The following is a 26,857-nucleotide window of genomic DNA, read 5'->3' on the forward strand; positions in this document are numbered from 1 at the left end:
TGACCCGAAGGGCACGCGGAGCGTCTTCCGCGTGCCCTTTCTCATCCCCGTCCCAGGCAGCAGAGCCCGCACCGCGCCGGCTCAAAGACAGGTCGTCATGACGCATTCCAAGACATCGACGATGGACCTCGCCGGCAGATGGCTTGTGCTGGGATTGCTCGCCATCTACACGGTCTACAATGTCGGCCCGATCTTCTGGCTGCTTTTGTCTTCGTTCAAGAGCCGCATGGATTTCTTCACCATGCCGCCGAAACTCTTCTTCACGCCGGACTTCAGCGGCTACCAGGCGGTCTTCGGCATCGGTGCGGCCAAGGACAGCGCTTCGGCGGTCGGAGTCCTCGACTCTTTGATCAACAGCATCATCGTCTCTGTCGCCGGCACGTCTCTCGCCGTCTTCTTCGGGACGCTGGCCGGCTATGTCTGCTCGCGCTTCAATTTCGTCGGCAAGGGCGACTTCATGTTCTTCGTCCTGTCGACCCGCATGCTGCCGCCGGTCGCCGTTCTCGTCTTCTATCATCTGATGTTCGCGCGGCTCGGGCTCGCCGACACGCGTATCGGTCTGGTTCTCGTCTCGATCTTCGCCAATGTCGGTCTGGCCACCTGGATCATGAAGGGCTTCTTCGACGGCGTGCCGAAGGAGGTCGAGCAGATCGCCATCGTCAACGGTTACACGCGCATGTACGCATTCCTCAAACTGGTGCTGCCAATGGTGAAGGGCGGCATCGCCGCCACCGCCGGCTTCTGCTTCATCTTCGCCTGGAACGAGTTCGCCTTCGCATCCATTCTGACGACCACCCAGGCCAAGACCCTGCCCGTCAAGATTTCGGCCGCTTCCGGCGCAACCGGCATCGAGTGGACGCAGATATGCGCGGCCGGCGTCGTCCTCATCATTCCCGTGCTGATCTTCTTTTATCTCATCCGCAAACATCTGCTGATGGGGATGACCTTCGGCGTGCTGGGAAGGAGGTAGACCATGACTGCCACCAACACGCCTCTTGCACCCGAAACGCAGGCCGCCGCCCACGCGGCGAGGCAGACGCAACTGCGCAAGCGCTCCTCTGGCCGCATGATGATCTTCGGCTTCCTGTCGCCGACGCTGGCGATCCTGATATTCATGGTCGCCTATCCGATCTTCTCGCTGATCTATTATTCCTTCTTCAATTTCTCGGCCTTGCGCCAAGGCACGATGAAGCCGGTCGGCTTCAACAACTACAAGTTCCTGCTTTCGGATCCCGATCTCTGGGACCGCTTCATATTCACCGGCAAGTTCGTGTTCATCTGCGTCACGCTGCAGATGCTGATCGGCATTTTCGTCGGCTACCAGATGCAGAAGAATTTCCGCGGCCGCGACGTCATCTTCACCATGCTGATGATGCCGATGATGCTGTCCCCGGTCGTGGTGGGCTTCCTGTGGCGCTACATGCTGAATTCGGAGTGGGGCGTCATCAATTTCCTGGTGTCGTCGGTCGGCTTCAGCAAGGTCGACTGGCTCGGCCAGACCAGCCCGGCGCTCTGGGCGGCGGCCGCCGCCGACACCTGGATGTGGACGCCCTTCATCGTGCTTCTGGCGACCGCTGCCTTCCGCGGCATCCCCGAGACCATCTACGAGGCGGCCGAGGTGGACGGCGCCAGCCCCGCCTATCGCTTCTTCCGCATCACGCTGCCGATGTCGGCACCTGTGCTGTTCATCGCGCTGATCCTGCGCCTGATCGACAGCTTCAAGCAGTACGACCTTTTCGTCGCGCTGACGGGCGGCGGTCCCGGATCGAGCACGGAGACTGTATCCTTCTCGGTGGCCAAGACGGCATTCAGCTATTTCTACACCGGGGAAGCGTCGGCGCTCGCGGTCATTCTTCTGGTCATCATTATCGGACTGTCGATGATCCTTGTCCGGCACCTGACCAAGATGGGCGAGAAGTACTGATGGCCGAGATCACTCTCAGGAACCTGAGCATCCAGTTCGGCGCCTTCAAGGCGGTGGACGACGTCAGCCTGACCGTGAAGAACGGCGAGTTCGTCGTCTATCTCGGGCCTTCAGGCTGCGGCAAGACGACGACCCTGCGCTGCATCGCGGGCCTGGTGAAGGCGACCAGCGGCGACGTCCTGTTCGACGGTACGGCCGTCAACGATCTGAGCGCCAGCGAGCGCAACATCGCCATGGTGTTCCAGTTCGTATCGCTCTACCCGCATCTCAGCATCAAGGAAAACATCGTCTTTCCGCTGAAGGCGCGCGGCGTCGCGAGGGCCGAGATCGCGCGCAAGCTCGACTGGGTCACCGACATCTTCAAGCTCGGCGACGAGCTTGCCCGCTATCCCGGCGCGCTGCCACCCGGCGCAAGGCAGAAAGTGGCGCTTGCGCGTGCCGTCATCCGCGATCCGGCCGTCCTGCTGCTCGACGAGCCGCTATCGGCGATCGACGAGCAGTTTCGTGAGGAAATGCGCTGGGAGCTCGGGCATCTGCAGCGCCAGCTCGGCGTCACCACGATCTATGTCACGCACGACCAGCGCGAGGCCATGTCGCTCGCCGACCGCATCGTGCTCATGAACAACAGCCGCATCGTCCAGGTCTCGAACCCTGACCGCATGTTCTTCGAACCGGTCGACATCTTCGCTGGCCAGTTCATCGGCTCGCCATCGATGAACCTCATCGACCTCGCGCCTGTCGAGGGCGGCCTGCGGCTGGGCGACAGCGACGTCACGCTGACCGCGGCGCGCGACCGACTTCCCGACTGGGCTCTGTCGTCGAAGCGGCCGTTGAAGCTCGGCGTGCGCCCGCTGAACGTGCACCTGACCGACGATCCGGCCTCCGGCGTCGCGATCGCGGTGGACGATGTCTTTTCCATCGGCCGCGAACGCTTCTTCTCGTTCCGCATCGGCGACACGATCCACCAGGGTGTCGACAAGCGCCGGTCGCCATCGGGCTCCGTGATGCGCGTGCATTTCGATCCCGATGGCCTGCTGTTTTTCGATGCCGCCACCGGCCGGCGTGTCGACGCGGAGGTCGCGGCATGACCCCCAGGCCAATGCTCCAACTGAAGGGACTGAAGAAGTCCTATCGCGGAAAGACGGCTCTTCGCAACCTTGACCTCACCGTCAATGACAACGAGATATTCGCGCTCCTCGGACCGACCGGAGCCGGCAAGAGCTCGACGCTGCTCGCCTCCGCCGGCCTGATCGATCTCGATGCCGGGCGCGTCGACCTTGCCGGGCGCGATGTGACCGACTCCGACCCGGGCAGCCGCGACATCGCCATCGTGTTCGAGGGCTTCAACCTTCTGCCGGTGCTCGACGTAAAGGACAACATTGCCTTTGCGTTGCGCTCGCCAGCGTTCCGCGAATCCGAAGGCGAAATCAGCCTTCGCGTCGGCCGCACCGCGGAACTGCTGCGCATTTCTCATCTGCTCGATCGCGACGTGGACACGCTGTCGGGCGGCGAACGTCAACGTGTCGCCATCGCCCGCGCGCTTGTACGCCGCCCGGTGATGTTCCTGCTCGATGAGCCGCTGTCGGCGCTCGATCTCAAATTGCGCGAGGGCCTGCGCGCGGAACTGCGCCAGATCCACCGCCAGCATCGCTCGACGATGCTCTACGCCACGCACGACTATCATGGCGCCATCGCCATCGCCGACCGGATCGGCATCATCGACGGCGGCGTCATCCAGCAAGCGGGCACGATAGAGGACATATACCGGCTCCCGGCCAACGTCGTCGTCGGCCGATTGGTCGGCAGCCCTTCGATGGCCTTCTTCGAGGCCGGCATCGAGGACGGCCATGTCATCGTCAAGGGTGCGCGGCAGCGCATCCCGATCGGCGAGTTCGGCACGGTCGCCAGCGGGAGCGGCAAGGTGCTGCTGGGTGTCTGGCCGGAGGACATCGAGGTCGGCTCCGCCGATGCCGCCGGCGCCAGCACGGGCACGATCTATGCCGTGGACAATCGCGGCTTCGAGCGCGCCATCCAGGTCGAAACATCAGGTGGCTCATTCCGCAAGGTCGTTCCGCTCTCGATGCGCTTCACGCAGGGCGATGCCTGTTCATTCCGCATTCCGGAAGGCCGCGGCTTCCTGTTCGACGCAGCCGGCGGACGCCGCATCTCGCAGGCGGAGGGTTCCCGCTGATGGGTCCGTTGCTTAGCAAGAAATGGTTTTATCGCCTGGCGAGCGTGCTGATCCTTGGCGGCTTCGCCATGCTCTGCCAGCCCTTCACGCACAGGCTTTTCGTCATCGGTTTCCCGGTGCTGCTTGCCGGGGTTGTGCTTTTCATGATCCTGGATCACGTGCCCGACGGGCGGCCGGAAACCGAGGAGGAAGACCGTGGCTAATCCGAAGAAAATCCTTAACGACGTCAAGCGCGTCGTACCAGAAATGATCGAGGGGCTGGCGCTTGCCAATGACGGCCGTGTCTACAAGCTCGACGGCAAGCCGGCGCTGATCCGCAAGGACATCCCGGACGGCAAGGTGGCGCTGCTCATCGGCGGAGGCTCCGGCCATGAGCCGCTTTTCCATGGCTTCGTCGGCAAGAACATGGGTGACGGCGCCGCCTGCGGCAACGTCTTTGCCGCGCCCTCGCCCGATGTGATCGCGGCCGCGGCCAAGGCGGTGCATCGCGGCAAGGGCGTACTGTTTCTCTACGGCAACTATGCCGGCGACAACATGAACTTCGACATGGCCGTGGAACTGCTCGAGGACGACGGCATCGAGGTCCGCACCGTGCGCGTCTGCGACGATGTCGCGGCCGCGCCGCCGGAACGGATGCACGACCGCCGCGGCATCGCGGGCGACATCTACATGATCAAGGTGGCCGGCGGCGCGGCCAGCGAGCTTGACACGCTCGACGAGGTCGAACGCGTCGCGCGCAAGGCGCAGGGTTGGGTGCGCAGCATGGGCGTGGCGGTTTCAGCGGGATCGATCCCGGAGACCGGCAAGCTGACCTTCGAACTCGGGGACGACGAGATCGAGGTCGGCATGGGAGCCCATGGCGAAGCCGGCATCGCGCGCCAGAAGCTGAAATCGGCCGATGCGATCGCCGACGAGCTCATGGACAAGATCCTCGCCGATCTGCCGTTCGCCAGGGGCGACGAGGTTGCCTTGATGATCAACAATCTCGGCGCCACCACCATGATGGAGATGCTGATCGTCAACCGCCGCATCCGTGCGATCCTGGAGCGTGAAGGCATCTCGGTCCATCGCACCGATGTGGGCACATGGCTGACCGTGCAGGAAATGGCCGGTTTCTCGGTGACGCTGATGAAGCTCGACGACGAGTTGAAACACTATCTCGACATGCCGGCGGAATCGCTCGGCTATTCAAGGATGTAACGGCGATGATCGAAACGCTCGATGCCAACGCTGCGCGCGAGATGATGCGCTCCGTCGCGCAATCCCTGATCGACCAGACCGACGTGCTGACCGAGGCCGATCTGACCATCGGCGATGGCGACCATGGCGTCGGCATGCGCCGCGGCTTCGAGGCCGCACTCGAGGCGCTCGACGCCGGCGCCGCCGAAAGCGCCGAAGCCGCCTATAAGGCGGTCGGCACCGCCATCCTGTCCAATACCGGCGGTGCGGCGGGTGCTGTGTTCGGCACGCTGTTTCGCGCCGGCTCCAAGGCCTTCGCGGCATCCGATGTCATCGACGACGCCTCGTTCGCGGCGGCGCTGGAAGAAGGCCTAGCGGCGGTGCTGAAGCGCGGCGGCGTGACCGAGGGCCAGAAGACCATGGTCGACGCGCTTGCCCCAGCCGCGCGCGCCGCGCGCGCCGCCGTTGGCAAGGGCCTCGCCGCCGCGACGGCGGCCGCCACCCAGGGCGCGCTGGATGGGGTCGAGGCCAGCAAGGCAATGATAGCGACGACGGGAAAGGCGCGCTCGGTTGGCGAGCGCAGCATTGGCTACCCGGATCCAGGCGCGATCTCGGTTTCGCTCATTCTAAAGGCAATGCAGGACTTCACGGCCAGGGCTTGACCCTGCCGGTTACGGGAAAAGGACTTCGACATGGCTGATCTCGACGACATCAAGGACGGCAAGGACTGGGGCCGGGACCGTCCCGCCGACACCAGCCGCTTCTACCTCAAGGGAGCGGCGCATCACGACTGGGGCATGAAGGCGAGGCTGGCGCGCATCTTCAATCCCGACAGTGGCAGGACAGTCATGCTCGCCTTCGACCATGGCTATTTCCAGGGTCCGACGACTGGCCTTGAGCGGATGGACCTGACGATCGCGCCGCTTGCCCAGCACGCCGATGTGCTGATGTGCACGCGCGGCGGCCTGCGCGCCACGATACAGCCGGAAGTCAACAAGCCCGTGGTGCTGCGTTGCTCGGGCGGCAATTCGATTCTGACGGAACTGTCCAACGAACTGGTGGCGGTCGACATCGACGATGCGATCCGCCTCGGCGCGGTGGCCATGGCCGCCCAGGTCTATGTTGGTGCCGAATACGAGCACAAATCCATTTCCAACGTCGTCAAGCTCATCGACACCGGCACACGCTATGGCATTCCCACGATGGCGGTTACCGGCGTCGGCAAGGACATGGTGCGCGATGCCCGCTATTTCGGCCTGGCGACGCGCATCGCGGCAGAGCTCGGAGCTCAGTTCGTGAAATCCTACTATGTCGACGAGGGCTTCGAGCGCATCGTGCTTGGCTGTCCGGTGCCGATCGTGATTGCCGGCGGCAAGAAGCTGCCGGAGCGCGAGGCGCTTCAGATGGCGTGGTTGGCGATCGACCAGGGCGCGGCCGGCGTGGACATGGGCCGCAACGTCTTCCAGTCGACGAACCCCGTCGCCATGCTCAAGGCGCTCGCCGCCATCGTTCATCGCGGTGAGAAAGCGGACAAGGCCTATGCCATGTTCCGCGATCTGGAAACGGCAGAGGCAGCTTGACGATGACCCTCGATGAGGCATCACGCGACGTGGCCCTCAAGCCGATGCAGGGCAAGGTCGTGGCTGTAACCGGCGCGGCGAGCGGGATAGGCCGCGAGATTGCGCGCGTCTTTGCCCAGGCGGGTGCCGCTGTCGCAACGCTGGACATCAACGATGCCGCACTCGGGTCGCTCGCCGCGGAATATGGCTGCCGGCCATACCGGTGCGACGTGACGGATGCGGCGTCTGTGAAGCGCGTGGTCGAACTGGCGGCGGATGAGCTGGGTGGCCTTGATATCCTCGTCTCCAACGCCGGTTCCGCCCAGCAAGGCGCGATCGGCGACCTGCCGATGGAGGAGTTGCGGCGAAGCTTCGAACTGAACTTCTTCGGCCACCAGAACGCCTGCCAGGCGGCGATACGGATCTTTCGACGCCAAGGCAGGGGCGGCGCGATCCTGTTCAACATCTCCAACCAGTCCGTCAATCCGGGAAAGGATTTCGGTCCGTACGGCATACCCAAGGCCGCGACGCTGGCCTTGATGAAGCAATATGCGGTCGACCATGGCCGCGAGGGGATCCGCGCCAATGGCATCAATGCGGGGCGCATCCGCTCCGGCCTGATGACCGATCAGATGATCGTTGAGCGTGCCAGCGCGCGCGGGATGACCCCGCACGAATACATGGCCGGCAATCTGCTCGGAGTGGAGGTAACGGCAAGCGATATCGCCAACGCATTCCTGCATCTGGCCCAGATGGACAAGGTCAACGCGGCCGTCCTCACCGTCGACGGCGGCGTCATGGCGACATCACTGCGATAGCTTGCAGCTTCGAACAGCCAGGCGCATTGCCAGGGTCGGAGGCTCGCGCCTTTCGCGACGCCACGTGCAGCGCGGAGCTGTCGCTCAATTCACCTCGAAGAACTGAGCGTAGCATATTGATGCAGAACAATCCGGCAGCCGGAGGGGCATCATTTTCCACAAAAAATCAATACGTTGGCGGTGGGTTCGCAACCCATTTCCTTCGTATTCCCTCGTATGGCCTGACGAACCCAAGTACCAGGAGGACGACTGGTTTTCCCTCCACGCGGTGTCTCGTCATCCCACGAAATGGGTCGATGAACCGCGACGAACGCGGCTGGTTCGGGGCGCTGAGATCGGTCGTCTGCTTTCGGCGACATTCGCAGGTAAGCAACCATCCTGCTTCAGCTACCCCCCCCGTTGGGCTGGAACAATGGACCAGCCTGCAACAAATCCTTCGCGACAAGGATTGACAAATTATGAAACTGCATTCAGTTTCATAATTGGAACAGACAAGCGCCGCCGGCAAGGCAGCCAAACATGGGGAACTGACATGAAGGCACTGATCGCATTGTCGACGGTTGCAGGTTTGACTCTCGCCTGCTCGGGAATCGCGAAGGCGGAGGATGCCGCACTTTCCGGCAAGACAGTCTGTGTGAACAGATATGCCTCGGCGCCCGTCATCGATGACATCTTGAAGGGAATGAACGACGGCCTGAAGGCTTCGGGCGGCGAAAAGATCGTCCAGAACATCCAGAACCCCGAGGCTGACGCCGCAACCCAGCAGACCATAGCGCAGCAATTTGCCAATGGTGGTTGCGATCTTATCGTGGTCATCGGCACCGCCGCGGCGCAATCCATACAGCAGGCGACCAAGACCGTGCCTGTGGTCTTCGTCGGAGTGTCGACACCCGTCGAGGCCGGCATTGTCCAGTCCCTCGAAAAGCCCGGCGGCAACATGACCGGGGTTTCGGATCCCCTCCCCGTCGAATCGGAAATCGACGGCATGCTGAACATCCTGCCAACGATCGAGACGATCGGCCTCATCTACAAGGTTGGTGATCCCGCCGGCGATCCGCTGGCTGCGCGCGCTATCGCGCACCTTGAAAGCAAGGGTTTGAAGCACGTCACCGCGGGCATCGCCAATGCCGGTGAAACCACCCAGGCGGCGCAATCGCTTGTAGGGCGCGTCCAGGCAATCGAGTTCCCCTGCGATACGACGACGATCTCGGGCATGGCGGGAGCGCTGAAGGTCGCCAAGGACGCCAAGCTTCCCGTGTTCGGCTGCACATCCGATGCCGTCAAGGGTGGTGCGATCCTGGCGGGCAGCTACAGCTATGTGACCGTCGGGGAGAAGGCGGCCGACCTTGTGGTGGCGGTGCTGAAGGGCGCCAGCCCCGCCACGACACCGGTCATCATCCCCAAGATTGCCGGCTTCGAGATCAACAAGACCGAAGCGGGCGCTTTGGGGCTCAAGATTCCCGAGACTATGATGACCTCGGCAGTCAAAACCTACTGAGGCGAATTTCGATGCTGATCGATGTGCTTGTGATCGGAGCCCAGATCGGGCTCCTCTATGGACCGTTGGCGCTCGGTATTTACCTGGCGATCAACGTGCTCAGCCTGCCGGATCTGACACTTGAAGGCTCGTTCGGCCTCGGCGGTGCGGCAGCCGCGAGCAGCCTGCTCATGGGGTTCGATCCTATCAGTTCGCTGTTGCTCGGCATGTGTGCCGGCGCGCTTGCCGGACTTGTGACGGCTCTGCTGCACGTGATCCTGCAGATGAACGTCCTGCTCGCGGGCATTCTGATGACCACGGCGGCATGGTCGGTCAGCATCGCGGTGATGGGCACGGGCAATGTCTCGCTCGTGCGGGTGGAAACGTTGTTCACCTGGGCGGAGCGTCTGGGCCTCGGCAACCAGTCCGCTTCGATACTTGTAGCGGGCTTCGTGACCTTGATTTTCGCCACTCTCCTGGTCTGGCTCCTGCATACCGGATACGGCCTCGCGACGCGCGCAAGTGGGCTGAACATACAGACCGCGCGAAGTCTCGGCATCCGCACGGAGATGCACCAGGTTCTTGGCCTTATGCTGGCCAACTCACTGGCGGCTGCATCGGGCGCGCTGGTGGCGCAGAGCCAGGGTTTCATGGATGTCTCCATCCAGGGTGGCGTGATCGTGGTCGGCCTGGCAGCCCTGACGATCGGCACCAGCGTCATTCGTTCCGACAAGGTCGCTGTAGGGGTGGCCTCAGTCATCGTCGGCGTGATCATCTATCGCTGTATCGTGGCGCTGAGCCTCAGAATGGGCATTCCGCCAAACTCCGTTCGGTTGATCACCGCGCTCCTGGTCTTCGCCTTCATCGCGGCCCGCATTCACGGAAAGGGCACGCTTACGCTTTCCGGGTTCGAAGGCTGGCGGGCCCGTCGGCGCAAACATGTGCAATTCCTGGAGAACGATCGTGTCACCACCCTTCTCTGAGCGACGCATTGGTGGCGCACCACCAGCCATACGGCTTCGCCATGCGACGAAGCGCTTCGCCGGCCTTGGCAAGAAGGAAGTCTTCACCGCGCTGGATGATCTGACCCTTGATATCGCACGCGGCTCCTACGTTGCGCTCATCGGCTCCAACGGTGCTGGCAAGTCCACCCTGCTTTCAATCCTCATGGGGACATTGCTCCTCGATGAAGGATCCCTGCACATCGACGACGAGGACATGAGCGAGAAACCGTCGTGGCAGAGGGCTTCCAAGATTGCGCTCGTTCGCCAGAACCCCGAGCACAACGTGCTTTCCTCGCTCAGCATCGAGGAGAATTTCGCGCTGGCCGTGATGGGAAAGGAGCGTGCCTTCCGCCTTCGCCGCTATGACCGCGATGGCGTGAGGCTGGCGGCGAGAAGCGCGCTTCAGCGATTTGGCATGGGGCTGGAAGACCGGCTCGGGGAATCGACGGGCACCCTCTCCGGGGGGCAGCGCCAGGCTGTGGCGATGGCGATGGCCGCGGTCCGCAACCCGCGCGTTCTGCTGCTGGATGAGCACGTATCGGCGCTCGACCCCAAGCGCGCGAAAATCGTGGCTGATGTCACCGGAGAGATCGTGCGCGCGCAAGACATCACGACGGTGATGGTCACGCATGATCTTGGTCATGCGCTCAGCCACACCGATCGCGTGCTGATGATGCATCGCGGCAAGGTGGTGATGGATCTGTCGGGCGAGAAGAAAGCAGCGCTCGACGTGGCCGAGTTGGCCGCCCAATTCGAGAGGCTGGTCGGCGAGGCACTGCCCGACCGCACGCTGCTTGCGGCGGCTTCCTGATGAGAGACAAGATGACGGACCGCAACGCGCCAAATGCCTCGCCGGCTGGAACCTCCGCAAGCCAGGGCCAAACAGGTCCTGCCGGATCCCATCTGGCATTGGGTGACCGCTACGTTGCCGCGCTCAATGCCCAGATCAAGGGCGCCGGTGGCGAAGGCAAGAGTGCGCGCACACGCGCAAAGCTGAAGCGGGCGGCGTTCGATTGCTTGACGGAAAGCGACCTTGCCAGCCTGACGATCGGCTCGATCACCGGCAAGGCAAAGGTCGCGGCGGGAACGTTCTATCTGCATTTCGACAGCATCCGTGACCTGGTGCTCGAGGTGTTTTCGGAGTTTGCCGCGGTCGACATCGCGCCGGCGATTCCCGAGGGCGACGAATTTGTCGACCTCTTCTCCCAGATGAAGGCGACATTCATCGAAATCGTGGGGGCGTTCCGCCGCCGCCGGATGTTCTTCCGGTCGCTGTTCCAGATGAAGCGGCAGGACGCGGAAGCCAACGCGGTCTGGTTGAGGCTGACAGCGCAGTGGGCTGAAGTACTTTCGACCATCGCCAGGGATCATGCCAAGCAGCCGGTTCCCGCAGCCTTCGATCGGTTCATCGGGCACGCAACGAGTGCATTCGCCGACGAGATCATGACGCGCATCTATGTCGACGAGATCTTTGGCGCGGCTTTCCCCGACGATCCGCGCAACGACGAGCACGTGGCCGAACTCCTGGCCTTCACGCGCCATCGCATGCTGTTCGGCTCCGACCCCGACCCGAAGCTGCTGACGGCGAATTCCCCACTCAATGGCTTCTCCTACCCTGCCAAGCGGTCCTGAAGAGACCCGCCTCCCGCAGGCAACCGTGCGAGGATACTCATGACACTGCGCTATCAGCATTTCATCACGCCCGAGGGCACGAAGGAATTTCCCAAGGTCGTGCGCGGTGAAGGCGTCTATATCTGGGACAGCACGGGCCGGCGTCTTCTGGACGGATCGTCGGGTGCCATCTCGGTCAATGTCGGCCATGCCCATCCAAGGGTCCTGGAGGCGATGCGCGACCAGATGGGGCGCATCATCTACGCGCATTCGATGCGGTGGGACAACGACCCCAATGAGCGCCTGGCCGCCAGGCTCGAGCGCTTGAGCAACTGGAACTACGGCGCCGCCTTCTTCGTCTCCGGCGGCTCGGAGGCCAATGAAGCCGCGATCAAATTCGCCCGCCAGGTGGCGGTGGCGCGAGGCCAGGCATCGCGTTTCAAGATCATCAGCCGCATCCCGTCCTATCATGGCGCGACAACGGCGCTTCTCGGCATCACGGGTGACCCGGACTACGCGGCAGCCTACAGGCCGATGTTTGTCGACATGCCAAAGATCGACGCGCCGCTGATGTATCGGCGCCCGGCTGGCGAGAGTGAGCAGGATGTCGTCGACCGCTGTGTACGGCAGTTGGAAGAAACGATCCTCAGGGAAGGTCCGGAAACCATCCTCGCCTTCATGATCGAACCGGTCGGTGGCGTATCAACCGGAGCCCTGGTTTCCCCGGACAGCTATTCCACCCGCATCCGCGAGATTTGCGACCGTTATGGCGTCATGCTGATCTACGACGAGATCATGAGCGGCGCCGGCAGGACGGGCAAGTTTCTCGCCGGCCATCACTGGCCGGATTGCCGGCCCGATATCGTCACCCTCGCAAAGGGCGTCAGCGGCTCCTATGCACCACTTGGCGTGGTCCTGGCGTCGGCGGACATGGTCAGCGATGTGCGCCGTTCGGGCGGCTTCAAGCACGGCCATACCTATTCGGCCAATCCCGTCAGTTGCGCTGCATCCGATATGGTCCTGAGGGTTGTCGAGGAAGATGGCCTGATGGAACGGGCGCGGAATCTGGGCGCGCTGATCAAGTCCCGATTGGAGGAGATCAAAGGCAAGACCGGCATTATCGGCGACATTCGCGGCCTTGGACTGCACATGGCCGTGGAGATCGTCGCGGATCAGATCACCAAGGAACCGTTCCCGGCAGAGATGCGGGCAAGCGAACGGATCGGAATGATCTGCCGCGACCACGGACTGCTCTTGTTCTCGCGGCGCACCGCGGGCGGTTCGTTTGGAGAATGGCTGATGGTCTGCCCTCCCCTGACGATCAGCGAAGCGGAAATCGAGGAACTGATGGAATCTTTCACCGCCGGCATCCGCGCTTTCGAGAGCGAGATTTCGGCAAAGCCGGAATGGCGCGCAAGCGCCTGACCGCAATGGCGGCAGTGCGTGCCGCAAGCAAAAGAACGGCTGATTGGACGGCGCTCGTCGGGTGCCGAAAGGAACTGGCATGGCCAAAGCACGGATGATCGGTTGGGCTCACGGCGATTTCGGCAAGTCCGCCGCGCCCGACACCGAGACACTGATGGCAGAAGTCGTTGGCCCGGCGCTCGACCATGCGGGCGTCGGATCCGCCGATGTCGATGGCATCTTCGTCGGCGTCTACAACAATGGCTTTTCCCGTCAGGATTTTCAGGCGGCACTTGTCGGCATGAGTCATCACGGCCTTGCCGCGACCCCTGCCGTGCGCTTCGAGAACGCCTGCGCGACGGGTTCAGCGGCACTTTTCGGCGCACTCGATTTCATCGAGGCCGGTCGCGGACGGATCGCCCTGGTGATCGGCGCGGAAAAGATGACCGGCCTGCCTTCCAGCGAGGTTGGCGATGTCCTGATGTCCGGCTGCTATCGCAAGGAAGAGGCGGATGTGGAAGGCGGCTTCGCGGGCGTATTCGGGCGCATCGCGCAGACCTATTTCCAGCGGCATGGCGACAGATCCGAGGAACTGGCGATGATCGCCGCGAAGAACCATCGCAACGGAGTCGCCAATCCGGTTGCGCATATGCGCAAGGATCTGGGCTTCGACTTCTGCAATACGGTGTCTGAGCGCAACCCCTATGTCGCCGCCCCTCTGCGGCGAACCGATTGCTCCCTGGTGTCGGACGGGGCTGCCGCCATCGTCATAGCGAACGAGGAGACGGCGGCCCACATGTCTCGTGCGATCGCATTTCGCGCCAGAAGCCATGCCAATGACTTCATGGCGCTGAGCCGGCGCGATCCGATCGCCTTTGATGGCGCGCGGCGGGCCTGGGCAACGGCGCTCGGGACCTCCCTGCTGGCCATCGATGATCTCGACCTTGTCGAGACACATGACTGCTTCACCATAGCGGAACTGATCGAGTACGAGGCGATGGGCCTGGCGCCCCCCGGCCAGGGGTTTCGCATCGTGCGCGAAGGGGTCGCTGAACGCTCCGGCCGGCTGCCGGTCAATCCCTCCGGAGGCCTGAAGGCGCGCGGTCATCCGCTCGGCGCCACCGGCGTCTCCATGCATGTGATGGCGGCACAGCAACTGATGAACGAGGCCGGCGCAATGCAGGTTTCGAATGCAAGCCTTGCCGGTGTCTTCAACATGGGGGGTGCCGCCGTCACCAACTACGTCTCGATCCTGGAGCGGTCCCGATGAGCAGGCCAGCTGAAGGCTCGATCGAACCGGTGTCCCGGCGCGTGATGAACCTGTCGCATTTCCTCACCCAGGCAGCGCGCCGATTTCCCGAACGGATTGCGTTTGTCTGGGGAGATAAAAGCTGGACATGGCGCGAGATCGATCGGCGCGTCGATGCGATGTCCTGCGCGCTTGCCGGAACTTACGGGGTCAACAAAGGCGATCGCGTTCTCGTGCAGTCGCAGAATTGCAACCAGATGTTCGAGTCGATGTTCGCCTGCTTCCGCATTGGTGCGGTATGGGTCCCCACCAATTTCCGGCAAACACCGGAGGAAGTGGCCTACCAGGCAGAGGCAAGCGGCGCCGTGGGAATGATCTGCGGCAATATGTTTGCGCATCATCAGGCCGCTTGTGCAGCGTCCTCCGCGCCTCTGCGCTTCTTCATATCCATCGGCGAAGCTGCCTTCGGTGCGGACTACGACATGGTGGTTTCTCAGCACGACGGCAAGCGCGTCGAGACGGCGGCGGTTGAACGAGACGCCCCCTGCTGGTTCCTGTTCACATCAGGCACGACAGGACGGCCAAAGGCGGCGGTGCTGACGCACGGACAGATGGCGTTCGTCATCACCAACCATCTCTGCGATCTCATGCCAGGGACGACGGAAGACGACGCATCGCTGGTGGTGGCGCCACTGTCCCACGGCGCCGGCGTTCACCAACTGACACAGGTGGCGCGAGGCGCCAAGACAGTGCTGCTGGCGACAGATCGCTTCGACATCGAAGCAGCGTGGGCCCTGATCGAAAAGTGGCGCATCACCAACGTCTTCACCGTCCCGACAATTCTCAAGATGCTCGTCGAGCATCCGGCCGTGGATCGGTATGACCACTCATCGCTGCGCCATGTCATCTATGCTGGAGCCCCGATGTATCGCGCGGATCAGGAACACGCGCTGACGAAGCTCGGGCCTGTTCTGGTCCAGTATTTCGGGCTCGGCGAGGTGACAGGCAACATCACCGTTCTCCCGCCCAACCACCATCGACCGGGTGACGGCCCCGATGCGAGGATCGGCACTTGCGGCTTCGAGCGGACGGGGATGCAAATTGCCATCAGGTCACCCGAGGGCAAGGAACTCGAGCTCGGCGAAACGGGAGAAATCTGCGTGATCGGCCCGGCCGTCTTTCCCGGATACTTCCACAATCCGGAAGCGAACTTGAAGGCCTTCCGCGACGGCTGGTTCTGCACCGGCGACATCGGGCACATGGATCGCGAAGGCTTCTTGTACATAACCGGCCGTGTGTCGGACATGTATATTTCCGGTGGCTCGAACATCTACCCGCGCGAAATCGAGGAGAAGATCCTTACCCATCCCGGCATCAGCGAGGTGGCGGTGCTTGGCTTCCCGGACCCAATCTGGGGCGAAGTTGGGATTGCCGTCTGTGTCGCCGCGCCAGGCACCGACGCCGCAACGTTGGACATCGATGCTTGGCTGATTGACAAGATCGCACGCTACAAGCTGCCCAAGCGCTATCTGTTCTGGAGCGAGTTGCCAAAGTCCGGTTATGGCAAAGTGGTCAAGAAGACGCTCAGGGAATTGCTCGCCAGCCAGATCCAGTCGAGTTAGGACGATGAGCGACGATAGGGGATTGGCACGACAAGGCCGTGGAGGCGACACTGCTTTCCAACGGAGCGATAGTCGTGGAGTACTGGCAGTTGCAGCGGTGTTGACAAGCTTGCTGGCGCGGCCGGGTCCCATGATGTTTTCTTGTGTGAAAGGCTGAAGGGAGGGATTGCCGATTGCACGAACGCGTCCATAGTCACGCGGATGGGGGCGCAGTACGTTGATCTCGTTTTACTTGAGCAGTCGCTGGCCGATACTGGGGGTTTGAATCGCCCGTTCTCCGATCGTGTGGGCGACATTGCGCAGAAGACGGCCGGCTGCGTGTTGTTCGACGTTCGCGTCGACGGCGATCCCAGCATTCAACGGATCGCGGCAATCGGCTACGGGGCGGACGGCGTCGTCGCGGTCGTCATGGACAGGGACGGAGGACTTGCTTCAGCGCCAGTCGACGGAGGCAGCTACGCTCTGATCGCCGAACTCAGCGCCTGGTGCGCGCTGCCGATGGCCGAGCAGATAAGCGCCAGCTACCTCGAGGCGGCGACCAAGCTGCTTGCCGAGCTTGCCAAGGCTGGCCGCATCGACCGCGACGGTGCGGCCTCTTTCGGCGGCAACGAGACGTCTTAACGTCGCAGCCCAGGCGAGGCAACGAACTCCCGGCCGGTCACGGGCTCAGCACATCTTCGTAGGCAAACAGGCCGGGCACGCCACCCGTATGAACGAAGACCACGTTCTGATCCGCACAGAAGCGTCCCGTTCTCACGAGATCGATCAGGCCGGCCATGGCCTTGCCGGTGTAGACCGGATCGAGGAGCAGCGCCTCAAGCCTTGCGCACAGGTCCATGGCTTCGCGCATGGCTTCGGTCGGCAGCCCATAGCCTGGTCCCACGTACCCGTCGAGAACCTCCACCTGCTCTCGCTTTATCACGGCGGAAGCTCCGAGCTTGGTGGCCGTCTCGCCGCACAATTCGTGCACGCGCGCCTCGATCACATCGCTCGGTTCCGCAGAGCTGATGCCGACCACGGGCGTCTGATGCCCCAGGACGGCGAGGCCAACGAGAAGGCCGGCTTGCGTGGCACCGCTGCCGGTACAGTGGACGATCGCGTCGACCGTCAAGCTGCTGTCGCTGCTTTGTCGAACAAGCTCCTCGGCGCAGCCGACATAGCCAAGCGCTCCGGTCGCGGTCGAGCCGCCGATTGGCATGACAAAAGGCCTTCCGCCGCGCTCACGGATGTCCTCGGCAACACGTTCAAGTTCGATCGCGGGGATTGAATCGCCGGAGACGAAATGCAGTTCAGCCCCGAACATCCGGTCGAGCAGAACATTTCCGGTGCGGTCGTAGCCCGGCGTGTTGCGCGCGACGTTGCGCGACAGAACCAGTTCGCAGCGCAATCCATGTCGCGCCGCGACCGCCGCGGTCTGACGGCAATGGTTTGACTGTACGCCGCCAGCCGTCACCAATGTGTCGGCACCAGAAGCCATGGCCTCGGCAACGAGAAATTCGAGCTTGCGCGTTTTGTTGCCGCCGAGCGCCATACCCGTGCAGTCGTCGCGCTTGACGAAGAGGTTGGGTCCGCCAAGGTGGCGCGACAGCGCAGCCATCGGCTCAAGCGGCGTGGGCGTGTGACAGAAGCGTGATCGAGGGATCGTATCCGGCAACATGGGCGCCTCAACAGTCATTCAGTTCGGCCGTGGTGCATGAAAGCGGGCCGGCGACAATAGGCTGGGATCAGCGCCTTCGCCAGGAAATGGCATTGGCAGGTCGCTACCGGTCACGAGCGCCGCGGTCAGTTGACCGAGCGCGGGTCCGGTCTGGATGCCGTAGCCGCCTTGCCCGGCCAGCCAGAAGAAGCCCTCGACACGGTGTCCCAACCAACCGCCGGCGTCTTGTCCGCAAAGAACGACCGCAACCCCGCCCAACTGCGTGAAACATGCGTTACCGGCAGTGCGGCCGCCTGTTGAACGCGATCGACCGCGATGGCGATATCGATCTCTTCGGCCTGTGCATCGCACGGTTCGCTCGGCGTCTCGTCGGCAGGTGAAAGCAACAGCATTCCCGAGGATGGCTTGAAATAGAACATCTCGTCGACATCGATCACGCCCGGCCAGTCCCTGGCGTTGATGCCGGGTGGCGTTTCGACCAGCATTGCCGTTCGTCGCTTCGGGACCAGGCCAAGCGGCGTGGCTCCTGCCATCGCGGCCACCTGGTCCGCCCATGCACCCGCCGCGTCGACAAGGGTAGGCGCCTCGAAGACACCGGCCGTGGTCGTTACAATCCATTTGCCACCGACCCGCTCGATCGCCTCGACCCGAGCATTGGTGGCGACCCGCGCGCCCTGACGGCGTGCGCCCCGCAGAAAGCCCTGGTGAAGAGCGTCGACATCAATGTCCATCGCCGAACGGTCCAGGAACGCACTCGCCTCGTAGTCAGGTCGCAGGATTGGAATGACCGATCGGCACGCGTCGGGGTCGAGCCATTCCATGGCTGTTGCCGATTCCGCGACCCTCTCGGCAAACAGCGCCTCCAGCCTGGACCTCTGCGCGGCCGTGCCGATCAACATGGTGCCGCGAGGTGTCAGCAAGGGGACGTCGCAGAAGCCGGACGGCGGCTCAAGGAAGAACTGCCGGCTGGCGCGCGTAAACGCGCGGATAGCGGCATTTCCGTAACCCTCGATGAAGAGAGCGGCGGACCGTCCCGTTGTGTGCATGCCGCAATGGGCTTCGGCTTCAAGCACGGTCACCTGTCGACCGGGCGCAAGAAAGAACGCCGCCGAAGCGCCAGCCATGCCGCCGCCGATGATAAGAACGTCCTGCATAGCCTCCCTCGCGCAAGCGCCGGCAGCCAAGCAGAATATTTCCGATCGGTCAAACATCTTTCCTATGATAAAGGCGGCGTCGCTTGCGAGTCGACTTTGTTCGGTCTCAACCCTAGACTGCGGCCAATGCAAGAAGGGTCCGCCATGAGCGATTCGAAGCCAAGTCTGGGAGAATGCCTCAAACTGCTGCGCCGGGAGCGGGGCTGGACACTGACGCAGGTCGCCCAGATGTCGGGGCTCGCCATCTCCACCCTGTCGAAGGTCGAGAACAACCAGATGTCGCTGACCTATGACAAGCTGCTGCAGCTTGCCCAAGGGCTCAAGGTCGATATAACCGAGCTCTTCGGCGTGAGAAAGGCCAGCGTCTCTCCCATTGCGCACGGCGCGCGTGCCGTCAGCCGGCTTGAGGATGGGCGGATCGTCGAGACCCCCAACTACGTCTATCGCTTTCTATGCACCGAGCTGTCGCGCAAGGAAATGATTCCCATGCTGGGGGCAATCACCCAGCAAAGCATCGAAACGTTCGGCGAGCTCATCCGTCATCCCGGCCAGGAGTTCACCTATGTTCTCGAAGGCGAAGTCGAGCTGCACACCGACGTGTACGAAACGCTGAGGCTGAAAACGGGAGAGTCGGTCTACTTCGAAAGCACAATGGGGCACGCCTATGTCAGCGTCGGCGACACGCCGGCCCGGATCCTGTGCGTGTGCACGTCGGCATCCGGCCAGTCGGAGCAGACCCTCATCAGCGGCGCCAAGAGCGTGCGCCCTCATGACGAGCGCGAGACTGTCGAAGCTGAAATGACACTTGGCTAATTAGAAAAATCGCTTTCCTATCAGAAAAATCGGCTTGCCATCCGAAATGCGGGTGTTAGCGTGTGCGAAAGGCATCCCTCGGTGATCCCGTGAGAGATGCAAAACACAAGCTCGAGGGGAGCGCATCATGTTGTTACGTCGCCTGCCGACTTTTGCGGCATTTGCCGCTTTGACAGCCTTGACCTTTGCGGGACCGAGCTGGGCCACCGACAAGGATGTCCTGGTTATCGACAAGGCCGAGGATCCGCCCACGGCCGACCCCGGCGTCGAGGTTTCCAACAACGGCTATACGCTGATCTTTCCGGCCTACGAGCGTCTGGTGAAATACGACGGCGCCAAGACCGAGGTCATTCCCGAGCTTGCCGAGAGCTGGACCACGGCGCCCGACAACCTCAGCTGGACATTCAAGCTGGCGTCGGGACACATGTTCGACGATGGTTCGCCGGTCGATGCCGCCGCGGTCAAATATTCATTCGACCGCGTAAAAAAGCTGGCGGCTGGCCCGGGCGACATGTTCCCGACCGTCAAGGACGTCGTCATTGTCGACCCGCAGACCGTGAAGTTCGAACTGTCGGCGCCATTCGCACCGTTCCTGTCGGCGCTCGCCACTTCGGCCGGGTCGATCATCAATCCGAAGGCGCAAGAGCACGCGGTCAACGGCGACGACGCGAAAGCCTGGCTCGCCGAGCACACCGCCGGCAGCGGCGCTTTCAAGATCTCGGCCTGGGAGCGCAACCAGCAGATCACGCTCGATCCCAATCCCCACTATGCCGGCAAGAAGCCGGCTTTCAAGCAGGTCATCTTCAAGATCGTACGCGAGATGTCATCGCGTCGCTTGCAACTGGAGAACGGAGACGCCGACCTGATCGACCAGGTTCCGGTCGACCAGGCCGAGGCCATGAAATCGAGCGCGGGGGTGGTCATCGAGAGCAATCCCAGCCTCTATGTCGTCTATCTCTATCTGAACAACAAGAAAGCGCCGTTCGACAATCCGAAGGTCCGTCAGGCCATCTCCTATGCAGCCGACTACAAGGGGCTGGTCGATGGCGTCATGCAGGGCCAGGCCGAACAGATGCGCGGGGCTGTTCCGGACGGCATGTGGGGCCATGACCCGCAGGGCATGCAGTACACCTACGATCTGGAGAAGGCCAAGCAGCTGCTAGCCGACGCCGGTGTTTCCAATCTGCACATCAGCTTCACCTATTCGCAGGCTGACTCCGCCTGGGAGCCGGTGGGTCTTGCGCTGCAGGCTTCGCTCGCCGAAATCGGCGTCACGATGGATATGAAGAATGTCGCCGACACGACCAAGCGCGAGCTGGTCGCCAAGGGCGACTACGACATCGCGACTGGCGCCTGGACGCCCGATTTCGCCGATCCGTTCATGTTCATGAACATCTGGTTCGACCCGACCAAGATGGGGGCTCCCGGCAACCGGGCCTTCTATGAAAACCCGAAAGTGACCGATTTGATCACCCAGGCGCTGGCGACCGTCGACCAGAAGAAGCGTGAACAGCTCTATATCGACGCGCAGAAAATCACCAACGAGGATGCACCATACGTCCTTCTGTTCCAGAAGAACGACATCTTCGCCATGCGATCCTCGGTGAAGGGGTACGTCTACAATCCGATGCTGATCCAGGTCTACAACATCGCCGATATGTCCAAGTCCGAATAGAAATCGGCGCCGAAGGTATGTCGCTAATTTCAACGATCCTTCGGCGCCTCGTCTTGCTGGTGTTCGTGGTGGCTGGTGTCGCGATCATCACCTTCACGATTTCGCATTTGATCCCCGGCGATCCGGCGCAGCTGATCGCCGGGGACAAGGCTTCAGCCCAGACATTGGCGCATGTGCGCCAGGAGCTCGGGCTGGACAAACCCGTTACCCAGCAGTTTGTCATCTACGTCAAGCAGCTCCTGTCGGGCGATCTCGGCCAGTCCTTGCGGACGCGGCGCCCGGTGGCCGGCGATATTGCCCTGTTCCTGCCCGCCACGCTTGAGCTCGGCATCGCCGCGCTGGTGATGGCGATCATGATCGGCGTGCCGCTCGGCGTGCTTTCGGCAATCTACAAGGACGGACCGGTAGACCAGGCAGCGCGCGTCGTGTCGGTCGCCGGCATTTCAATGCCGGTATTCTGGTTCGGGCTGGCGCTCATCCTCCTGTTCTATGTCAAGATACCGATCCTGCCGGGCAGCGGCCGCATCACGCTTGGCATCGCCGCGCCGCCGCGCATCACCGGCTTCTTCCTGGTCGACTCGCTTGTCGCCGGCGACCTCAAGGCCTTCTGGTCGTCGCTCTATCACCTCATCCTGCCGGCCTTTGTCCTCGCCTTCGCCAATCTCGGCATCATCACGCGCCAGATCCGGGCCTCGATGCTGGACGTCCTGCAGGAGGATTATGTGCGCACCGCGCGTGCGAATGGTTTGTCGCGGTCGGCGGTCATCCTGCGGCACGCCTTGCCCAATGCCCTGATCCCGTCGGTGACGCTGCTTGGCCTCGCCTTCGGCGATCTGCTCTACGGCGCGGTGCTGACCGAAACGATTTTCGCGTGGCCTGGCATGGGGAGTTATGTGGTGTCATCGATCCAGACGCTGGATTTTCCCGCGATCATGGGCTTCACCATTGTCGCTTCGCTGGGATACGTGCTGATCAATCTCGCGGTCGATCTGACCTACATGGTGCTCGACCCACAGATCAGGGAACTCGGCTGATGGCGGCGGATGGCATCGCCACATCGCCCCGGCCGGCATCGCGGCTTCGCATGGGACGGTTGTGGTATCGCGTGAAGGGAAGCCCCCTCACCCTGGTCGGCGCCGCGATCGCGCTGCTGGTGCTGTTTGTGATCGTGGCCGCGCCCCTGCTGGCGCCCTACCCGCCCGACAAGATCTCACTTTCGGCAAGGCTTGCCGCGCCCAGCCTGCAGCACCTCTTCGGCACCGATGAGGTTGGGCGTGATCTGTTCTCGCGGGTCCTCTTCGGCGCGCGCGCGTCCTGCGGCATCGCCTTTGCCATCGTCATCATCTCGACCGTTATCGGCTCGATCATCGGCTGCCTGTCCGGCGTTGTCGGCGGCATCGTCGATACCGCGATCATGCGGCTGATGGATGTCTTCCTGGCGCTCCCGGCACTCATCCTCGCCATGGCGCTGGCCGCCGCGTTGGGACCGAGCCTGTTCAACGCCATGTTGGCCGTTGCCGTGGTGCGGGTGCCCGCCTATGTGCGGCTGGCGCGTGGGCAGACGCTGTCGCTGCGCAACCGCACCTATGTGAAGGCATCGCGCAGCTTCGGGGCTTCGCCTGCCTATATGCTGCGCTGGCACATACTGCCTAATGCCCTGTCACCCATCATCGTTCAGGCAACGCTGGATCTCGGCGGCACCATCCTGACGGCCGCGGCCTTGAGCTTCATCGGCCTCGGCGCCCAGCCGCCGACGTCTGAATGGGGCTCGATGGTGTCGAGCGGGCGCAACTATTTCCTCGACCAGTGGTGGTATGTCACCTTTCCCGGCCTGGCCATTCTGATCAGCGCGATGGGTTTCAACCTGCTGGGTGACGGATTGCGCGACATGCTCGATCCGAGGCTGGGTGGCCGATGACCGAACCCTCCGGCGATGTCCTGCTCGAAATCACCGACCTTTCGCTCGAGTTCCGCACCTATCGCGGGCCGATCAAGGCGCTGAACGGGGTCAGCCTCAATGTCCGTGCCGGCGAGATCGTCGGCATCGTGGGAGAATCCGGGTGCGGCAAATCGGTGACCATGATGGCGGCGACGCGGCTTTTGCCCAAAGGCAGCGCGCACATTACCGGCGGCGGCATCCGCCTGTTCGGCAGCGATCCGATGAAGCTCAGCGAGCGCGAACTCCAGCATGTGCGCGGGCGGCTGGTGTCGACCATCTTCCAGGAACCGATGAACGCCCTCAACCCGACCCGACGGATCGGCGAGCAGATCGTCGAGGTCATCCGCCGTCACCAGCGTCTCGACAACGCGGCAGCGACGAGCAAGGCCTCGGGCCTGCTGCGCGACATGCTGATCAGCGAGCCGGAGCGGATCATGCAGGCCTACCCGTTCGAGCTTTCCGGAGGCATGCGGCAGCGCGTGCTGATTGCCATGGCCTTCTCCTGCGAACCCAAGCTCATCATCGCCGACGAGCCGACGACGGCACTCGATGTGACGGTGCAGGCGCTGATCCTGGGCCTCATCAAACACAAGGCGATGAGCACGGGAACGGCCGTCGTTTTCATATCGCATGACATGGCCGTGGTGTCGCAGCTTTGCGACCGGCTCTACGTGCTTTATGCGGGACGGGTCGCGGAAGCCGGAACGACCGCGTCGGTGCTGGCGGCGCCAGCCCATCCCTACACGCGCGCCTTGATACGCTGTCTGCCGGGGCTGGCACCACCCAAGCAGCCGCTGGAACAGATTCCCGGTACCTTGCCCGACCTGCTTGATCCGCCTGCCGGCTGCCTCTTTCGAGCGCGCTGCCGAGAGGCGGATGATCGTTGCGTCTCGGTGCCGCCGCTGGCTGCCATGGAGCCTACCCGCCGCGCCGCCTGCTGGCGCCGTATCGAGGAGACGCAAGCCGCGTGACCGAGCCTCCGCTCCTCTCCGTCGAGAACCTGGAAGTCCGCTACCGCGTCACCTCGGGCTGGTTCGGTGGCGCCGACGTCCATGCCGTCAACGGCGTGTCGTTCAGCGTGGCCGAAGGCGAGACCATCGGCATTGTCGGGGAATCCGGCTGCGGAAAAACCACGCTCGGACAGGCTATCCTCGGCCTGACCGACATTTCCGCGGGCGCGATCAAACTCAGGGGAACCGAACGGGACCGCGCACGGCGCACCCAGCTGCAGATCATCTTCCAGGACCCCCAATCGTCGCTCGATCCGCGTCTTCCGGTCTGGCGCCTGATCACCGAGCCTCTGCACATTCGCGGCGGCTACACCCGCAAACAACTGATCGAGCGGGCAACCGAACTGGCCGTATCGGTCGGCTTGCGGCCGGAGCATGTCGATCGCTATCCACACGAGTTCTCGGGCGGCCAGCGCCAGCGCATCGCGATTGCCAGGGCACTCGCCGTCGAACCGGCGCTGCTGGTCCTCGATGAGCCGACCTCGGCGCTGGACGTGTCGGTGCAGGCGCAGATCGTCAATCTGCTGCTGTCGCTGCAGGCGGAGCGCAAACTATCCTATGTGCTCATCTCGCATGACGTGTCGCTGGTGCGCCACGTGGCCGATCGTGTCGCCGTCATGTATCTCGGCCAGATCGTCGAAGAAGGCCCGACGCTCGACGTGCTTGACGCTCCCAGGCATCCCTATACCAGGACGCTCCTCGATGCCGTTCCGAGTTTCGATCGTCCATTGAACTCGATCGCACCGCGCGCCGGCGAATTGCCGAGCAACCGGACGCTGCCGACCGGTTGCTTCTTCCGGGAGCGCTGCCCTTCCGCGACGAGCGGCTGCGAACTGCCGCAGGTTCTGGTACCCGCCGACGGATCGCGAACAGTCCGCTGTCATCTGGTCACGCGCGCAAACGACGCCGCGCTACCGCGCACGGCGCAGCGACCGGCGTTTTCCTCCCCGAATGATGCGATTGCTTAAGCCGCGTCGGCCGCGAATGGGTCTTCCACTTTGGGCCAATAGGGCGTCTTGAGCTTTGTGTAGGGGATCGCGGCGAAGTTGGGCTGCGTCGCACCGGGCGGGGCGCAGAACAGGATGCGCTTGGCGATCGGCGCGAAACCAGCCTGGAAATGGTAGTTGGATTTGACGATGACGATGCGTCGCTCGCTTGGATTGAGACCGAGCGCGGTCATGCAGTCGGGATGGAAGACCTGCGTGCGTACCGTGTTGATGATCAGGTCAATGCCGCCGTCGGTGGTGACCCACGCCGCATCCCCGAGCGGCCACGGCATGGTACCGAACAGCTGCGTCAGCTCGCGGCCGAGGCCTTTTACTGTAACGCGCAGGTCGACAGGCATACCCGAGAACACGCCGCACTTGCCGCCGACCCGCAGGTTTATGGTACCGCCGATCCCTGCCTCGACGCAGAAGCGATAGGCGATCGGATCCCAGTACATGGCGCTGGCCACGTTCCCAATGCCGCGCTCGATCAGCCGGCGCAGGATGTAGGTGGAGTCCCCCGGTGCGCCGCCGCCGGCATTGTCCGAAACATCCGCGATGACGACCGGCCCATGCGGCTCGGCGAGCGCGATGTCGAGCGCCTCGTCGATGCCCAGGAATTTCGGGATCAGGTCGTTGCGCAATGCGAAAAGCTGCTTGCCGAACCTTTCGGCGGTCCGCTCGGCAAGCGACTTGTCATTGTCGGTGACGACCAGCATGCGGGCTCCGACATCCTCGACATCGCCATGCGGAAAGCCATGTCCAAGCGACACTGACAATATGCCTGGCTCGGCTTCGGCGGCACTCATGCCGTCAACGAAGCCGCGCATCGGCTGCTCCTGCACCCGGAAGGTGCTGATCATGCGGCAGTCGTAAAGCGCCATCGCCGGCGTGACCTTGCCCTCCACCGTGTCGACGATAATGCGGTAGAGCTCGCCGGCACGGTCCATGATGTCGGTGTGCGGATATTCCTTGTAGGCGACGATAGCGGTGGCGTTATCGACCATCTTCTGGGTTGTGTGGCAGTGCAGATCGAGCTCTGCCCCGATCGGAATGTCGGGGCCGACGATAGCTCTGACATGCGCGAGAAGGTCACCCTCGGTATCGTCATAGCCTTCCGCGACGAAAGCGCCATGCAGCGCCAGAAGCACGCAGTCCACCGGCATGGCCGCCTTGAGCTCGTCGAGGATCTCGTCGCGGAACTGCTCATAGACATTGCGGATGGTTATGCCTCCGGGCTCGGCGCAAACGCACAGGCTTTCCACGATCTCGTGGCCGTCGGCTTCGCCGCGCTGACGCCACACGAACAGCTGGCAGGACGGCTCGTTCAATGCCTTCGAGGTGGCGTCGCCCCGCGCGATGCCCATTTCCTCGAAACTGTGGTAGCCGGTCGGGATAGGCGCGAAGGTGTTGGTCTCGGTGTCCATGCCCGCTATGAAAATGCGCATTCTTTCGCCCTCAACTCGTCTTTCGTTTAAGAAAAATCTTTTCTCATCATCAAACTATTATATAATTTCCGCAAGCACCTGGACCATGTAAGAGCTGCGCCAAGCCGCATTCACGCGGTCTCCGGCGGGTGGCACAG

At 62.9% G+C, this 26,857-nt stretch carries 26 protein-coding genes; 23 read left to right on the forward strand and 3 right to left on the reverse strand.

From position 1 onward, the window contains the following. Positions 1-97 precede the first annotated feature (97 nt). The 17 genes from AC1VON_RS28880 to AC1VON_RS28960 all read left to right on the forward strand — a co-directional run bounded on the left by AC1VON_RS28880 (position 98) and on the right by AC1VON_RS28960 (position 16,659). Complete coding sequence (locus AC1VON_RS28880) at positions 98-970, forward strand: carbohydrate ABC transporter permease (protein ID WP_172349230.1); 873 nt, start codon at positions 98-100, stop codon at positions 968-970. 3 nt (positions 971-973) lie between these two features. Continuing rightward, positions 974-1,924, forward strand: a complete 951-nt coding sequence (locus tag AC1VON_RS28885) for a carbohydrate ABC transporter permease (RefSeq protein ID WP_483125715.1) — start codon at positions 974-976, stop codon at positions 1,922-1,924. Continuing rightward, positions 1,924-3,012 carry an ABC transporter ATP-binding protein gene (locus tag AC1VON_RS28890; RefSeq protein WP_483125716.1) on the forward strand — a complete coding sequence of 363 codons (1,089 nt, stop codon included), beginning with the start codon at positions 1,924-1,926 and terminating at the stop codon, positions 3,010-3,012. Before AC1VON_RS28885 ends, AC1VON_RS28890 begins: the two co-directional genes overlap by 1 nt. Next, positions 3,009-4,115, forward strand: coding sequence for an ABC transporter ATP-binding protein (locus AC1VON_RS28895; protein ID WP_483125717.1), 1,107 nt, complete (start codon positions 3,009-3,011; stop codon positions 4,113-4,115). Before AC1VON_RS28890 ends, AC1VON_RS28895 begins: the two co-directional genes overlap by 4 nt. Beyond that, complete coding sequence (locus AC1VON_RS28900) at positions 4,115-4,318, forward strand: hypothetical protein (RefSeq protein ID WP_172349226.1); 204 nt, start codon at positions 4,115-4,117, stop codon at positions 4,316-4,318. The genes AC1VON_RS28895 and AC1VON_RS28900 overlap by 1 nt, the downstream gene beginning before the upstream one ends. Positions 4,319-4,361: 43 nt before the next feature. Continuing rightward, complete coding sequence (locus tag AC1VON_RS28905) at positions 4,362-5,315, forward strand: dihydroxyacetone kinase subunit DhaK (RefSeq protein WP_056570756.1); 954 nt, start codon at positions 4,362-4,364, stop codon at positions 5,313-5,315. 5 nt (positions 5,316-5,320) lie between these two features. Continuing rightward, positions 5,321-5,956, forward strand: coding sequence for a dihydroxyacetone kinase subunit DhaL (gene dhaL, locus AC1VON_RS28910; RefSeq protein ID WP_483125718.1), 636 nt, complete (start codon positions 5,321-5,323; stop codon positions 5,954-5,956). Between the two features lie 30 nt (positions 5,957-5,986). Beyond that, positions 5,987-6,874, forward strand: a complete 888-nt coding sequence (gene lsrF / locus AC1VON_RS28915) for a 3-hydroxy-5-phosphonooxypentane-2,4-dione thiolase (RefSeq protein WP_483125719.1) — start codon at positions 5,987-5,989, stop codon at positions 6,872-6,874. Between the two features lie 2 nt (positions 6,875-6,876). Next, on the forward strand, positions 6,877-7,671 hold the full coding sequence (locus AC1VON_RS28920; protein ID WP_483126392.1) for an SDR family oxidoreductase: 795 nt from the start codon (positions 6,877-6,879) through the stop codon (positions 7,669-7,671). 532 nt (positions 7,672-8,203) lie between these two features. Then, positions 8,204-9,169, forward strand: coding sequence for an ABC transporter substrate-binding protein (locus tag AC1VON_RS28925; protein ID WP_483125720.1), 966 nt, complete (start codon positions 8,204-8,206; stop codon positions 9,167-9,169). A gap of 11 nt (positions 9,170-9,180) precedes the next feature. After that, positions 9,181-10,131 (forward strand): ABC transporter permease, encoded by a 951-nt coding sequence (locus tag AC1VON_RS28930; protein WP_483125721.1) that lies wholly within the window; start codon positions 9,181-9,183, stop codon positions 10,129-10,131. Continuing rightward, entirely contained in the window at positions 10,112-10,963 is an 852-nt protein-coding gene (locus tag AC1VON_RS28935; protein WP_483125722.1) for an ABC transporter ATP-binding protein, read from the forward strand. The genes AC1VON_RS28930 and AC1VON_RS28935 overlap by 20 nt, the downstream gene beginning before the upstream one ends. A gap of 11 nt (positions 10,964-10,974) precedes the next feature. Further along, positions 10,975-11,784: a TetR/AcrR family transcriptional regulator gene (locus AC1VON_RS28940; RefSeq protein WP_483125723.1), complete on the forward strand. Its 810-nt coding sequence runs from the start codon at positions 10,975-10,977 to the stop codon at positions 11,782-11,784. A 39-nt stretch (positions 11,785-11,823) separates the two neighbouring features. Continuing rightward, positions 11,824-13,188 carry an aminotransferase family protein gene (locus AC1VON_RS28945; protein ID WP_483125724.1) on the forward strand — a complete coding sequence of 455 codons (1,365 nt, stop codon included), beginning with the start codon at positions 11,824-11,826 and terminating at the stop codon, positions 13,186-13,188. 79 nt (positions 13,189-13,267) lie between these two features. Further along, positions 13,268-14,437, forward strand: coding sequence for an acetyl-CoA acetyltransferase (locus AC1VON_RS28950; protein WP_483125725.1), 1,170 nt, complete (start codon positions 13,268-13,270; stop codon positions 14,435-14,437). Beyond that, complete coding sequence (locus AC1VON_RS28955; RefSeq protein ID WP_483125726.1) at positions 14,434-16,038, forward strand: acyl-CoA synthetase; 1,605 nt, start codon at positions 14,434-14,436, stop codon at positions 16,036-16,038. The genes AC1VON_RS28950 and AC1VON_RS28955 overlap by 4 nt, the downstream gene beginning before the upstream one ends. 141 nt (positions 16,039-16,179) lie before the next feature. After that, the gene (locus AC1VON_RS28960; protein ID WP_483125727.1) at positions 16,180-16,659 is read left to right on the forward strand and encodes a hypothetical protein; all 480 of its coding nucleotides are present in this window, start codon (positions 16,180-16,182) and stop codon (positions 16,657-16,659) included. Positions 16,660-16,696: 37 nt separating this feature from the next. Here AC1VON_RS28960 and cuyA read toward each other — a convergent pair whose 3' ends face one another. Both cuyA and AC1VON_RS28970 read right to left on the reverse strand, forming a co-directional pair. After that, positions 16,697-17,713, reverse strand: a complete 1,017-nt coding sequence (gene cuyA / locus AC1VON_RS28965; RefSeq protein ID WP_483125728.1) for a D-cysteate sulfo-lyase — start codon at positions 17,711-17,713, stop codon at positions 16,697-16,699. Positions 17,714-17,820: 107 nt separating this feature from the next. After that, positions 17,821-18,981: an NAD(P)/FAD-dependent oxidoreductase gene (locus tag AC1VON_RS28970; protein WP_483125729.1), complete on the reverse strand. Its 1,161-nt coding sequence runs from the start codon at positions 18,979-18,981 to the stop codon at positions 17,821-17,823. A gap of 12 nt (positions 18,982-18,993) precedes the next feature. On the opposite strand from AC1VON_RS28970, the gene AC1VON_RS28975 reads away from it, so the two are divergent. The 6 genes from AC1VON_RS28975 (at position 18,994) to AC1VON_RS29000 (ending at position 25,254) form a co-directional block, all read left to right on the forward strand. Further along, the gene (locus tag AC1VON_RS28975; protein ID WP_172349220.1) at positions 18,994-19,662 is read left to right on the forward strand and encodes a helix-turn-helix domain-containing protein; all 669 of its coding nucleotides are present in this window, start codon (positions 18,994-18,996) and stop codon (positions 19,660-19,662) included. 127 nt (positions 19,663-19,789) lie between these two features. After that, complete coding sequence (locus AC1VON_RS28980; protein ID WP_172349219.1) at positions 19,790-21,337, forward strand: ABC transporter substrate-binding protein; 1,548 nt, start codon at positions 19,790-19,792, stop codon at positions 21,335-21,337. Positions 21,338-21,354: 17 nt separating this feature from the next. Then, entirely contained in the window at positions 21,355-22,371 is a 1,017-nt protein-coding gene (locus tag AC1VON_RS28985; RefSeq protein ID WP_202326445.1) for an ABC transporter permease, read from the forward strand. Continuing rightward, positions 22,371-23,255: a D,D-dipeptide ABC transporter permease gene (gene ddpC, locus AC1VON_RS28990; RefSeq protein WP_140774318.1), complete on the forward strand. Its 885-nt coding sequence runs from the start codon at positions 22,371-22,373 to the stop codon at positions 23,253-23,255. The genes AC1VON_RS28985 and ddpC overlap by 1 nt, the downstream gene beginning before the upstream one ends. Further along, complete coding sequence (locus AC1VON_RS28995; protein ID WP_483125730.1) at positions 23,252-24,247, forward strand: ABC transporter ATP-binding protein; 996 nt, start codon at positions 23,252-23,254, stop codon at positions 24,245-24,247. The genes ddpC and AC1VON_RS28995 overlap by 4 nt, the downstream gene beginning before the upstream one ends. Continuing rightward, the gene (locus AC1VON_RS29000) at positions 24,244-25,254 is read left to right on the forward strand and encodes an ABC transporter ATP-binding protein (protein WP_483125731.1); all 1,011 of its coding nucleotides are present in this window, start codon (positions 24,244-24,246) and stop codon (positions 25,252-25,254) included. The genes AC1VON_RS28995 and AC1VON_RS29000 overlap by 4 nt, the downstream gene beginning before the upstream one ends. On the opposite strand, the gene AC1VON_RS29005 is transcribed toward AC1VON_RS29000, so the two are convergent. Then, positions 25,251-26,720 (reverse strand): M81 family metallopeptidase, encoded by a 1,470-nt coding sequence (locus AC1VON_RS29005; RefSeq protein ID WP_483125732.1) that lies wholly within the window; start codon positions 26,718-26,720, stop codon positions 25,251-25,253. The genes AC1VON_RS29000 and AC1VON_RS29005 overlap by 4 nt on opposite strands. Positions 26,721-26,857 lie beyond the last annotated feature (137 nt).

The organism is Mesorhizobium sp. HAY1-8B, from assembly GCF_056868045.1.